This window comes from Klebsiella sp. 2680, from assembly GCF_900198535.1.
GTDB classification, from domain to species: domain Bacteria; phylum Pseudomonadota; class Gammaproteobacteria; order Enterobacterales; family Enterobacteriaceae; genus Klebsiella; species Klebsiella indica.
The window spans coordinates 90,288-103,150 of record NZ_FZNJ01000007.1; the positions used below are offsets into that span (position 1 = coordinate 90,288).

Sequence of the window (12,863 nt, forward strand, 5' to 3'; positions counted from 1 at the left end):
TGCAATACGCTGTTTTTATGATCATCAACGTCCAGGCAGTCCTCTCACTGACCGGAACGACGTCTTATCGACACCGAATGCATTCGCACACCGCAAGGCGCCGGATGGCCGATCCCGAGAAATCAGGAAGAATTTTTCATCAGAAGAGCAGAGAAAAAGTGACAAAAAAAGATATTTTGTCGGGATACTGCTGCGATCAATGATGCAAAGTGTTAACAATAAATTAGCGTATTTCTCCTGTAGCAATATTTACCGATGAAACATTGGCAAACGTTTGCTTTTGACCGGCAGTCCGATAAAATTCCTGCTTTGCCACTTTTGGGATTGTTGTGATGTCCGTGAATACCGCAGAGCCAGAAAATGCGCAACCGATTGCGCATAAGCAAACCAGCGAATTGATCTATCGGCTTGAAGACCGCCCGCCGTTACCGCAAACGTTATTCGCCGCTTTCCAGCACCTGCTGGCGATGTTTGTCGCGGTAATCACCCCGGCGCTGTTAATTTGCCAGGCTCTGGGCCTTCCTGCTCAGGACACACAACACATCATCAGCATGTCCCTCTTCGCCTCCGGTGTGGCGTCAATCATCCAAATTAAGGCCTGGGGCCCGGTTGGTTCCGGGTTGCTCTCTATTCAGGGCACCAGCTTTAACTTTGTCGCGCCGCTCATTATGGGGGGGACCGCGCTGAAAACCGGCGGCGCCGATGTGCCGACCATGATGGCCGCGCTGTTCGGTACGCTGATGCTGGCCAGCTGCACGGAAATGGTACTCTCCCGCGTGCTGCACCTCGCACGCCGTATCATTACCCCGCTGGTCTCCGGCGTGGTGGTGATGATTATCGGCCTGTCGTTGATTCAGGTTGGCCTGACCTCCATCGGAGGCGGCTACGGGGCGATGGCCGATCACACCTTCGGCGCGCCGAAAAATCTGCTACTGGCAGGTATCGTCCTGGCGCTGATTATTATCCTTAACCGCCAACGCAATCCGTACCTGCGCATCGCTTCCCTGGTTATCGCGATGGCGGCCGGTTATCTGGCGGCATGGTTCCTGGGTATGCTGCCGACCAATAGCGCCCCGACGGAAAGCAGCCTGATTATGGTGCCAACCCCCCTTTACTATGGGCTGGGCATCGACTGGAACCTGCTACTGCCGCTGATGTTGGTATTTATGATTACCTCGCTGGAAACCATCGGCGATATCACCGCCACTTCTGACGTCTCCGAGCAGCCGGTTTCCGGTTCGCTATATATGAAACGCCTGAAAGGCGGCGTGCTGGCAAACGGTCTGAACTCGTTTGTCTCTGCGGTGTTCAATACTTTCCCCAATTCATGCTTCGGCCAGAACAACGGCGTCATCCAACTGACCGGCGTCGCCAGCCGCTATGTCGGGTTCGTCGTGGCGTTGATGCTGATCGTGCTCGGTCTGTTCCCGGCGGTAAGCGGTTTCGTACAGCATATTCCTGAGCCGGTACTCGGCGGCGCAACGCTGGTGATGTTCGGGACTATCGCCGCTTCCGGCGTGCGTATTGTTTCCCGCGAGCCACTGAACCGCCGCGCAATCCTGATTATCGCCCTGTCGCTGGCCGTCGGTCTTGGCGTCTCCCAACAGCCGCTGATCCTGCAGTTCGCCCCTGACTGGCTGAAGAATCTGCTCTCTTCCGGTATCGCTGCCGGTGGTATCACGGCAATTATACTGAATCTGATTTTCCCGCCAGAAAAAAACTGATCCTGTCTGGTGCCCCGGCCACATACTGATGGTCGGGGCGCGAGTATCATCAACGCCACATCATCTCATTACACAATTCCTGTCTTGAGGATTGTGCATAATTCGGGCATAACAGCCTTATATGCCTCGCTCAGGATCGAAGACCATGAAATTTCTCGAAAAGCTGATTCTCTGGCTGTTGATTGCCCTGCTGGTGGCGGTTATCGCCGCTTATTTCCTGCTGCAAACCCGCTGGGGGGCGCGCCAGGCCAGCGCCTGGCTAAGCGACGGTACTGGCTGGCAGGTCTCCTTCGACAAGATGGAGCATAATTTCTCCTCGCCCCTGCACCTGCGGCTGCAAAACGTCACCCTCGGTCGCGACGGCAAACCCGCCACGCTGGTCGCTAAAACGGTGGATATCGGTTTTAGCAGTCGCCAGTTTAGCAACCCGCTGCACGCTGACGATATTGTTCTCAGTAACGGCACGCTCAATTTCTCGCCGTCTTCCGCGGCACTGCCGTTTGCTGCGGACCGTCTGCAGTTGCGCAACATGGCGTTCAACAGCCCGGAAAGCGACTGGGATCTCAGCGCTCAACGCGTCACCGGCGGCGTCAGCCCATGGGTACCGGAAGCCGGTAATGTCCTTGGCAAGAAAACACAGATTCAGATGAGCGCCGGATCAATGACGCTCAACGGGATTGAAGCCAGCAATGTGCTGATTCAGGGCAATATTGATAACGGGGAAGTGACGCTCTCAACCATCGGAGCGGATGTTGCGCGCGGCACACTCACCGGCACGGCGAAACGTAGCGCCGACGGTGGCTGGCAGGTCAATAATTTACGCCTCAACGAGATCCGCCTGCAAAGCAATAAATCGCTTGCCGACTTTTTTGCGCCACTGGGCACCCTTCCTTCGCTGCAAATTGGTCGTATTGATATCACCGACGCCAGCCTGCAGGGGCCTGGCTGGGCGGTCACCAACCTCGATCTAAATCTGCGCAACCTCGCCCTGAATCACGGCGACTGGCAAAGCCAGGATGGTGCGCTGTCGATGAATGCCGACGAATTTATTTACGGCTCATTGCATTTTCTCGATCCTATTCTCAACGCCGGTTTCTCGCCGCAGGGCCTCGCCCTGCGCCAGTTCACCTCGCGCTGGGAGGGAGGGATGGTGCGCACGTCCGGCAACTGGCTGCGCGCCGACCGTGCCCTGGTGCTGGATGACACCGCGTTCGCGGGTCTCGAATATACCCTGCCCGCCAACTGGAAGCAGTTGTGGATGGAACCACTACCGGAGTGGCTGCAAAGCCTGACGCTGAAAAAATTTAGCGCCAGCCGTAACCTGATTATTGATGTTGAACCGACATTCCCGTGGCAGATTACCGCCCTTGATGGCTACGGCGGCGAGCTACAGCTGGTGAAAAACCGCAGCTGGGGCATATGGAACGGCAGTGCGACGCTGAACGCCGCTGCCGCCACCTTTAATCGTATCGACGTCCGCCGTCCATCGCTGAAGCTTAGCGCAAACGCCTCAACGGTGAACATTAACGAACTCAGCGCCTTTACTGAACGCGGCATTTTGCAGGCCACAGCGGTGGTCTCACAGCTCCCGCAGCGACGGGTTAATGTAAGTCTGAATGGCCGCGGCGTGCCGCTGAATATTTTACAGGCGTGGGGCTGGCCGGCGCTGCCGATTTCCGGCGACGGTAATCTCCAGTTGACCGCTACCGGCAGCGTCCTGGCCGATGCGTCGCTGAAGCCAACCGTCAACGGCCAGCTTAGTGCGATCAATATGGAGAAGCAGCAGGTTGCGCAGATAATGCGCAATGGAGACGTCACTACGACTCAGGAGCCTTCAGCTCCAACAGTTGCCACGCCTTAAATGCGAGGGGGATTTTCTTTTCGCCTGTTTTTGTTCGGCGGACTGTTCCGTTCACCGCCATTACGAGGACATCGGTTATATCCTCAGCCTGTGAACGGCCTGCAAATTGAGGGGCGACCTACAACTTCTTCAGCAGTGCCTGGTGTACGTTAGCGGGCAGGAAGTGGGAGACATCGCCCTGGTGGCGCGCGACTTCTTTGACCAGCGATGATGAGATAAACGACCACTCTTTGCACGGCATCAGAAAAACGCTTTCCAGCGTTGGCATCAGATGCCGGTTCATATGCGCCAGCTGCATCTCATATTCAAAATCCGCTACCGCCCGCAGACCGCGAATTAAAATATTCGCCTGCTGCGCGCGGGCGAAATTAGCCATTAAATCACTGAAGCCAATAACTTCAACGTTGACCAGGTGCGCCGTGGCCTGCGTTGCCAGCGCAATCCGCTCATCGAGGGTGAACATGGGTTTTTTACTCGGGCTGGCGGCGATCGCCAGCAGGACTTTATCAAACATGCTGGCCGCACGGGTGACGATATCAATATGGCCGTTAGTGACAGGATCGAAGGTTCCCGGATAGATCGCTTTTGTGCTCATAATGACACTTTCTCCGAGTAGCCGCGGCTTAGCGCCCACAGCTCGGTGTATTTATTAAACGTATATTGCGCATTGACCACCGCCAGCAGCCAGCCCTGTCTGCCATCCAGAATTCCGCCGCGCAGCAGCAGCGTTTTCACAAATGCTCCCAGAGTATGGCCGAAGATCGCAACCAACGAGGTTTTTTTACCTTTCTGGTAACGCTCCAGCGCCCAGGCGGCGGCATAAGCTAACTGCTTTTGCTGAAAGGCGGAAAAATCACGGCAGGTTAAATGCAGTAAGTCGCCGGAAAGTTCAACGACCTGCGCGCCTTTACTGTCGAGAGATTCATGTACCAGATTATCGTTATAGCGATAACGCTCGCGTTGATACAGGCGCATCACGCGGTCAGGGTACCAGCCGCTGTGGCGCATAAAGCGGCCAAGAAAATAGTTGCGCCGGGCGATGCTGTATATCGCGCCGGTTTGCGGTGCGGCCAGCACGCTGCGGATAGCTTGCGCAAGCTCTGGGGTGACGCGCTCATCGGTATCGAGCATCAGTACGTAATCGCCGGAGGCGTACTCCTGGGCCCGCTGACGCTGAATTCCGTAGCCCTGCCAGTCGCGATTGATATGAACCTGCACGCCCAGGCTGCGGGCTAATTCAACCGTATTGTCGCTACTGCCGGAATCCAGCAGGATGATTTCATCGGCCCAGTTTACCGACGCCAGGCAATCGGGCAACAGATCTGCGGCGTTTTTGGCGATCATCACGACCGAAAGTCGAGGCGACATTAATGGCTCCGCTGTGGCAGATAGGGTTGCAGTAACTGTAGCAGACGGGAGAGCGCGCCCTGGTTCTGGTGCAGCACTTCCACCGCGTGGCGGCCATACCACAGGCGGTAGTCTTCATCCGTCAGCAGGTTAGACACCTGCGTCACCAGAGAACTGACGTCGGTGACGGTAATCAGGCCGTCGGCCTGCTGCAGCCTGGCGCAGATATCTTTGAAATTGAAAGTATGCGGGCCCATCAGCACCGGGATTGCGTGGGCAGCGGGCTCCAGCGGATTATGGCCCCCGCGTTCCACCAGGCTACCGCCGACAAACGCAAGGTCGGCAATGCCGTACAGCAGCATCAGTTCCCCCATGGTATCGCCAATCACCACCTGAGTGCTGCCAGAGGGAATCTCACCGGTGCTGCGCAGGGTGTAGCTCATCCCCGCTTTGCGCACCATCTCGCGGGCGTCGATAAAGCGCTCCGGATGACGAGGGACGAGGATCAACAGCAGACCGGGGAAGGTCTCCAGCAGCTTTCTGTGCGCCTGGAGAATAATTTGTTCTTCGCCGTCGTGGGTGCTGGTGGCAATCCAGACCTGGCGATGCGGCGCCCACTGGCGGCGCAAAGTAATGGCGCGTGCGGCCAGCTCCGGCGTCACCGAGATGTCGAATTTCAGACTCCCGGTGACCGCCAGTTGATTGCGCTTCAGACCCAGGCTAATAAAGCGGTTTGCATCTTCTTCATTCTGCGCGGCGATAAGCGTAATGCGGCTCAACAAACGGCGCATAAATTTGCCCAGTCTGGCATAACCCTTCGCCGAACGTTCGGACAAACGGGCGTTAGCGATCACCAGCGGGATTTTACGCTTATGCAGCGTTGCGATCATATTCGGCCATAGCTCGGTCTCCATGACGATAACCAGTTTCGGCTGTACAGTATTGAAGAAACGATTCATCGCACCGGGCAGGTCGTAAGGCAGATAGACGTGATGCACGTCTTTACCGAAAGCGGACATCGCTCGCTCCGAACCGGTTGGGGTCATGGTAGTGACAGTAATCGGCAGAGAGGGGTAACGATGGCGTAACGCGCGTACCAGCGGGATAGCCGCCAGAGTTTCGCCTACGGAAACGGAATGCAGCAAAATGCCATCCGGTTCTACCTTGTTCTGACAGAAGCCATAACGCTCCGCCCAGCGTTTACGATAGGCAGGGGCCTTACGGCTGCGTAAAAGCAACCGCAGCCACACCAGCGGCTGAATAAGGTAGAGTAAGGCGGTATAAAGCAATTCCAAGCGATTTATCCGTATTTATGTTTTTGCGGGCAAATTCTAAGCATTTACCCCGCGTAAAGCTATCTCTTTGGCAGAAACGAAGGGATTCTGTATTAAGCCGCGTCGCGATAGCGCCTGATGCGCAGATAGCGGCGCCCGAGACGCCAGCGTAAACGCGGCGTACGGGCGTTTTTCCAGATCAGACGCCAGATGCCGCGCTCAAAAAATTCTTTAACGATAATATGTTTTTTTGCCTCATCTTTCATGCTATCGAAGGTATGGATAATTCCCAGCCCCTCTTTGGCTATCTGCCAGCGGCAGGCGGAAATATCGCGAACCTTATCCGGATAACGCTGGTTGATAATCTCCAGCATCTCCAGAATCTTCATATAGTGGCGCGCCGAGCGCATCAGCGTATCGTCGTTATCCGGCTTATGCGACACCGATTGCGAATGAATATAGTAATCGTAGAACGGCTCACTGGTGTACTGCACCCGTTCAGCCGCCAGCAACACTTCCGTGGTCCAGGGAATATCCTGATGGCGCAGACCCGGCTCAAAGTGGAAGTTGTGCTGAACGATAAACGCACGACGGTAGATATTCAGCCAGGTGACATGCAGGAACTTGCGTGAATCCAGCGCCTGCTTTAACCACGCGTGGCCGGGCAACACGCCGGTAGACCGCAGACGGTCGGGCGGGAAAATGGGGTGGATATCTTTTTTCGTCTCGTAGACGTAGCGGCCATTGCAGGTCGCTACGTCGAGGTTGCCCTTTTCCGCCATCTCCAGCAGGGTACGATACATGCCAGGGTAAAACTTATCGTCAATATCCGGGAAGGCCAGGTACTTACCGGCGGCCACCGCAAGCCCGGTATTCCGCGCCACCGAAACGCCCTGATTTTCCTGCTCCAGCACCTTCACGTTTTGCAGACGATCTTTCCACTGGTCAATAACCCCGAGGCTGCCGTCCGTCGAACCGTCGTTCACCAGGATCAGCTCATAGCTTTCCAGTTGCTGTTGCTCAAGACACGCAAAAAATTGCGCAAGGAATTTTTCACCGTTATAAACGGCGGCCACGATGCTCAACAAAGGCGTTTGACTCATCACTCATTCGTCCTGGTTAAATAACGGCGTCAGACGCTGCGCAGCTGACGGTACTGCTGACAAATCGACGCGACGCTAAATTTTTCCAGCGCCGATACGTCGATGGCAGGCGGGCTATGGTAAATGCTTTGCATCGTCTGAGCCAGTGCCTGGCTGTTCAGATCCGCCAGACCGCGCGATAGCCCGCCGGTTAAAATTTCGCTCACGCCGCCCGGACAGCGGGTGCTGGCGACCGGCGTCTCCAGCAACAGCGCTTCAACGATCACATTGCCGAAGCCCTCGCTATCGGAGCTCAGCACCAGCATCCGCGCGCCTTTAATCCACGGCAGCGGGTTTTTCTGGAAGCCTTTAAACAGGACGCGATCGCCAACCTGCAGCGTCTGCGCCAGCTGACGCAGGCGCTGTTCCTGCTCCGTTTTCCCCTGCCCCAACAGCACCAGCGGCGCATCAATACCACTCTGCGCATAGGCTTCAATCAGCCGATCGTGACGTTTGCCGGGATGGAAGCGTCCTACGTGAATGATATAGTCGCCCTCAGGCCGCTCGCTGGCTTCTGCCGCCGCGGCGCGCAGGGCGGCGATATCAAACGGATTATAAATAGTTTTCAACTGGGCGGGATGAATAGCGAACTGTTCCACCAGATCCCTGCCAACCGCATCGGAGACGGTAACGATGTTGCGCCCCTGGTAAACGCGCTTGATCTTCTGTTGCTTTATCCAGCGATCGAAGCCGGTGCGATGGCCGAGATATGAAGCGGAAAACATACCGTGCAGGCAGAACCAGAGGTTACGCCCGCGCAACAGTCGACTGCGGCGGACAATACGGTCGGTTTTATGCAGATTCGAGAGCACCAGGTCGAAACGCCCCTGCTGTTCCGCTTTCTCCACTGCCGCATCAAGCTGGCGCGCGCGTCGGGAAAGCTCGGTTAGCTTGCGCCACGGTTTGCGGCAACGGTCAACGATGACCTGATAATCCAGGCCTTCCGGCAACGGATAATCGCAGACGTCGCGCAGGGAAAATAGCGAGACCTGTTCGCCCTCGCTGAGAAACTGCTCCGCCAGGGTCAACACCACTTTTTCCGCGCCGCCGCCCGGCAGACCGTCGATGACAAACAGTATGCGCATTGTTATTTCACCAAATCCTGATAAAGGGAGAGCAACTGCGCCGATAAGCGTTCGCTGGTGCAGGCCATGATACGCTCGCGGGCGCATTCGCCTTCTGCCGAACCTAAAGCGCGGGCGGGGAGCGCAATAACCGACTCCCGCAGGGCCGGAATATCCAGCGCATCGCAAACATAACCGTTGCGCCCCTGAACGATAAATTCCGCGCCGCCGCAGCCAGTGGTGGTGATCACCGGCAGACCGCAGGCCATCGCTTCAAGGATCACGTTAGGGAACGGATCGTACAGCGTTGGCAGCAGCAGACCGTCGGCCATCTGATAGAACGGCAGGGTTTCCGACTGCATACCGAAAAAGCGGACCCGCGCCTCGCAGCCCAGGGTTTTCGCCAGTTGCTGGTAACGCTTCTGCTCTTTATCTTTACCGACCACCAGCAGGTAGCGATCGGTGGGGGCGATGGCGCGAATCGCCGCATCCAGCCCCTTACGCTCAAACCCGGAGCCCACGTAGATCAGGCAGGTCGCCTGCTGCGGAAGATCCCATTTGGCGCGCAGCGCGGCAAAGTCAGCTTCCGCAGGCGGCAGAAAACGCTGATTATCGATAGCGTTATAGATAACGTGGATTTTCTCCGCCGGCAGACCGAAGTCTTCAATGATTTCCTGTTTAATCATCTCCGCGTTGCAGATAACGCCGCGCAGGTGCGAATCCAGGTACATATCGCGCTCAGCCTGCATCACATAACGATGATAGCGGTCAGCAAACAACAGGCGACTTTTCCAGCCGGGTAAAATGCGCGAGCGCTGCTGTAGCCAGCGACGATGTACGCCATCTCCGGCGCGGTACAGATCGCAGCCGGGGATGCGCTCATGGCTCTGCACCAGGTCGAAAGACTCGCGCTGCCACAGTTGGCGCGCGGCTTCGGCAAATCCACGCTCGCGGCTGATCCGCCCCCATTTGCGCGGGTTGCAGATATGAATGTTCCACTCCGGTTTCACCGGCCCCTGCCACTCACGGGTGATGACGTTCAGTTCAAGGTCACTGTCGTCGAGGGCTTCCAGCGCGCGGGAGACAAAGCGTTCCGCGCCGCCATCCGGGCGATATTTCTGGCGTACCAGAGCCAGCCTGAATTTACTCATGCCAGTACCTTTTTCGCCGCCGCGATAACCGCGTCGGTGGGAATTAAATCGAGATAACGTTCGTCTGTGTCGGTGTCGATATCATCAGGATCGGGAATAGAGCCGAAATCCCCCGCCCAGATCACCTCGCCCCGCGCCTGCCAGGGTCGCCAGAAGGTGAGTTTGGAGGGGCCGAACAGCGCCACCAGCGGCGTGCCCAGCGCGGCGGCCATATGCATCGGTACGGAATCGACGCCGATAAACAGGCGGGCATGAGCGATAAGCGCCGCCAGCTGGCGCAGGGTCAGTTGCCCGGCAAGGGAGTGCAGGCGGGCATCGGGGCAGCCCGCCATAATGGTGGCTATCATTTGCTTCTCTTTGGCGTCCGGCCCGGAAGTCAGCACCACCGGGTAACCCGCCGCAGAGAGGGCGTTAATTAATGCGCTCATACGCTCTTCTCGCCAGCACTTAAAGAACCAGCGGGAGGTTGGCTGAATCACAATGTAGCGGTCCTGAAACCCATCTGGTAGCAGCGCGCAACTGGTGGCCCAGTCCTGCTCGCTGTAGCCCATCTTTGCCGGCGCATCGTCAATATTCAGCCCTAATGGCGCCAGAATCGACAGATTCTGCTGAACCGTATGCAGTTGATTATGCTGCTGCGTGGAAGCAAGTGCGGTATGGCAAAAACGCCAGGCCGGATGCCGACGCTTTGGGAAGTCAAAACCGATACGGGTCGCCGCGCCGGTCAGTTTGCTGATGATCGCGCTGGGCCACTGATCGGCAAGATTAAACACCATATCGTAGCGCTGCTGGCGGAGGGTGCGAATAAGCCGCCACTCCATCTTAAGCTGATGCGCGGTTCCCTGTTTTTTCCAGCGCCGGTCAATGCCATAAATGTGGTTGATATCGGTATTTGCCGCCAGCATATCCCGGGTTTCTTCATAAAGCAGCACATCCACACAGGCGGTGGAATATTGCTGTTTTAGCACATGAATAAGCGGCGTTATCAATAACATGTCGCCATGATGGCGAAGCTTAATGACCAGGATTCGCGCCGGGTTCACGCGGCCGGAAGTGCGGGTTTCAGGCGTCATGCTCTGTTCTTCATTCAGGATCAAGGTTCCAATTCTAGGGGATCAGATAGATTGAGAGAAGCGTTGTCTTGCTCTACCATGAGCCGATAGGTATGACCTGAGGACGTTTTCGTGCACAAACCCGCATTTCTCATCACGATTGATACAGAGGGCGACAACCTCTGGCAAAAACATGACAGCATCACCACCGAGAATGCGCGCTATTTACCGCGTTTTCAGCAGCTTTGCGAAAAGTATGGCTTCAAACCGGTATATTTGACCAACTATGAGATGGCCATCGATCCCGCGTATATCGAATTCGCCAAAGATGTCATCGCCCGGGGAACTGCGGAAATCGGTATGCATCTTCATGCCTGGAACAGTCCGCCGACCGATCCGCTCACCGATGACGACTGGCGGCATAAACCGTATTTGATCGAGTACAGCGATGCATTGATGCGTGAAAAAGTCGACTATATGACCCGACTGCTGGAGGACACCTTCCAGACCAAAATGGTCAGCCACCGCGCCGGACGCTGGGCATTTGATGAGCGCTACGCGCGTCTGCTGGTGGAGTATGGTTATCAGGTGGATTGCTCGGTAACGCCGCGGGTGAACTGGAAAACCGCCAAAGGCGCGCCGCAGGGCGACGGCGGCACCGATTATCGCCGCTTCCCCCAGCATGCCTACTTCCTTGATGAAAATGATATCAGCCGCGAAGGCCACTCACCGCTGCTTGAAGTGCCAATGAGCATTCAGTTCAAGCATTCGGCGTGGATGAATAGCCTGAAACAGGGTTACGACCGCCTGCGCGGTAAAGTGCGCTCCCCGTCGGTACACTGGCTGCGCCCGATGGGCGGCAACGTCGAGACGATGAAGAACGTTGTTCAGCAGACGCTGGCGCAGGGCAATGACTACGTCGAATATATGCTGCACTCTTCCGAGTACATGCCTGGCGGCAGCCCGACGTTTAAGAACGAGCAGGATATCGAGCGCTTATACGCCGATCTGGAGGCGTTTTTCAGCTGGCTGGCGCCGCAGGTGAAGGGGATGACGCTGGCGGAATACTACCAACAGAAATACGCGCAGCGATAAAAGCTCGTGGCCCGGCATCGGTGTAATCAGCAGCACAGCGTTCTGCTGGCTATTCCTCATGTCACTCAGATTAACCAGCGTGGCCGTTTCCTCTTGTCCGACAGGTTACGGCGTTAGCGCTGGCGATACAGATGATGTTGTCAATACATGTAGCGCCAGGCAGCGTAAATCATCACGCCATTAAGCCAGCCCCTGAGATTGCAACAATTGCAGCACCTGAGAAGCGGCAATATCCCCGGTGCTGTTACCGCTTTCAGGGCGCACCACATACTGATTTTTACCGTAGCCGCCAATCAATCCCGGATCGGTCGGGCCGTACAGCGTGAAGTTCGGTTTATCGAGCGCGGCGGTGAGATGGCTCAGTCCGGTATCGACGGAAACCACCCCGCGCGCGCCAGCCAGCACCTGAGCGACCTGTTCCAGACTCATACGCGGCAGCACCTCGACAAAATCGTGCCCTTCCGCCAGCCGTCTGGCCCGTGCCTCTTCGTGCGGCGCGCCCCACGGCAGCTTCACTATCAGACCGCTGTCGGCCAGCAGCGCGATAAGCGCCCGCCAGTTCTCTTCCGGCCAGTGTTTATCATCGCGGGTCGTGGCATGAAGAAACACCAGATACGGCGCGGCAGAGGTGTCATCCTGGCGCAAAAAATGTTGGGCGATGGCGTAATCGCCCTGGCTTTGCGGCTGAGTATAGCCGAGGCTTTTGGCGAACAGCTCGCGGGTGCGTTCAACGGCGTGCTGCGCTTTAGCAATATGATGACGACGGTTATAAAACAGGCTCGCCAGCGGTTCACGCGCGGTCTGCCAGTCCATGCCGTGCTTCACGCCGCGAGCCAGTCTGGTCACCAGCGCGGCGCTTTTCACCAGCCCCTGAGCATCAATAATGGCGTCATACTTTTCCGCCTGTATGGCGTCGTGAAAGGCCCTGCGCTCAGCTTTAACTGGCGCGGAAAACCACGCCTTGCGCCAGCGGCGAAGCGCCACCGGGATAACCCGGTCGACGGCTTCATGCCAGGAAGGGATCTGGGCGAAACCTTCCTCAACCACCCAGTCGAAGCGAATACCAGGAAAGGCCTGCGCGGCATCGGTCAACGCGGGCAACGTGTGCAGCACGTCGCCCATGGACGAGGTTTTTACGATTAATACCCGCATC

Annotated in this window: 11 protein-coding genes; 3 read left to right on the plus strand and 8 right to left on the minus strand. The window is 56.8% G+C overall.

Features of this window, described 5'->3' with window-relative positions:
• Nucleotides 1–332: 332 nt before the first annotated feature.
• Both FN037_RS22480 and FN037_RS22485 read left to right on the plus strand, forming a co-directional pair.
• Entirely contained in the window at nucleotides 333–1,724 is a 1,392-nt protein-coding gene (locus FN037_RS22480; RefSeq protein ID WP_138360976.1) for a nucleobase:cation symporter-2 family protein, read from the plus strand.
• Between the two features lie 145 nt (nucleotides 1,725–1,869).
• The gene (locus FN037_RS22485; protein ID WP_142503197.1) at nucleotides 1,870–3,585 is read left to right on the plus strand and encodes an AsmA family protein; all 1,716 of its coding nucleotides are present in this window, start codon (nucleotides 1,870–1,872) and stop codon (nucleotides 3,583–3,585) included.
• A gap of 118 nt (nucleotides 3,586–3,703) precedes the next feature.
• Here the strand turns inward: FN037_RS22485 and coaD are convergent, their stop codons facing one another.
• The 7 genes from coaD to rfaQ all read right to left on the minus strand — a co-directional run bounded on the left by coaD (nucleotide 3,704) and on the right by rfaQ (nucleotide 10,636).
• Complete coding sequence (gene coaD / locus FN037_RS22490) at nucleotides 3,704–4,180, minus strand: pantetheine-phosphate adenylyltransferase (protein WP_138360974.1); 477 nt, start codon at nucleotides 4,178–4,180, stop codon at nucleotides 3,704–3,706.
• Entirely contained in the window at nucleotides 4,177–4,953 is a 777-nt protein-coding gene (locus FN037_RS22495) for a glycosyltransferase family 2 protein (RefSeq protein ID WP_138360973.1), read from the minus strand. Before FN037_RS22495 ends, coaD begins: the two co-directional genes overlap by 4 nt.
• On the minus strand, nucleotides 4,953–6,227 hold the full coding sequence (gene waaA, locus FN037_RS22500; protein ID WP_138360972.1) for a lipid IV(A) 3-deoxy-D-manno-octulosonic acid transferase: 1,275 nt from the start codon (nucleotides 6,225–6,227) through the stop codon (nucleotides 4,953–4,955). The genes FN037_RS22495 and waaA overlap by 1 nt, the downstream gene beginning before the upstream one ends.
• Nucleotides 6,228–6,319: 92 nt before the next feature.
• A complete protein-coding gene (locus FN037_RS22505; protein WP_142503198.1) occupies nucleotides 6,320–7,309 on the minus strand; it encodes a glycosyltransferase in 990 nt (329 codons plus the stop codon).
• A 29-nt stretch (nucleotides 7,310–7,338) separates the two neighbouring features.
• Nucleotides 7,339–8,433 carry a glycosyltransferase gene (locus tag FN037_RS22510; RefSeq protein ID WP_142503199.1) on the minus strand — a complete coding sequence of 365 codons (1,095 nt, stop codon included), beginning with the start codon at nucleotides 8,431–8,433 and terminating at the stop codon, nucleotides 7,339–7,341.
• A 2-nt stretch (nucleotides 8,434–8,435) separates the two neighbouring features.
• Nucleotides 8,436–9,563 carry a glycosyltransferase family 4 protein gene (locus FN037_RS22515; RefSeq protein ID WP_142503200.1) on the minus strand — a complete coding sequence of 376 codons (1,128 nt, stop codon included), beginning with the start codon at nucleotides 9,561–9,563 and terminating at the stop codon, nucleotides 8,436–8,438.
• Nucleotides 9,560–10,636, minus strand: coding sequence for a putative lipopolysaccharide heptosyltransferase III (rfaQ, locus tag FN037_RS22520; RefSeq protein WP_142503201.1), 1,077 nt, complete (start codon nucleotides 10,634–10,636; stop codon nucleotides 9,560–9,562). The genes FN037_RS22515 and rfaQ overlap by 4 nt, the downstream gene beginning before the upstream one ends.
• Nucleotides 10,637–10,747: 111 nt before the next feature.
• Here rfaQ and FN037_RS22525 point away from each other — a divergent pair, with 111 nt between their 5' ends.
• Nucleotides 10,748–11,710 (plus strand): polysaccharide deacetylase family protein, encoded by a 963-nt coding sequence (locus FN037_RS22525; RefSeq protein WP_138360967.1) that lies wholly within the window; start codon nucleotides 10,748–10,750, stop codon nucleotides 11,708–11,710.
• A gap of 180 nt (nucleotides 11,711–11,890) precedes the next feature.
• Here the strand turns inward: FN037_RS22525 and rfaC are convergent, their stop codons facing one another.
• Nucleotides 11,891–12,862 (minus strand): lipopolysaccharide heptosyltransferase RfaC, encoded by a 972-nt coding sequence (gene rfaC, locus FN037_RS22530; RefSeq protein ID WP_138360966.1) that lies wholly within the window; start codon nucleotides 12,860–12,862, stop codon nucleotides 11,891–11,893.
• Nucleotide 12,863: the final 1 nt, after the last annotated feature.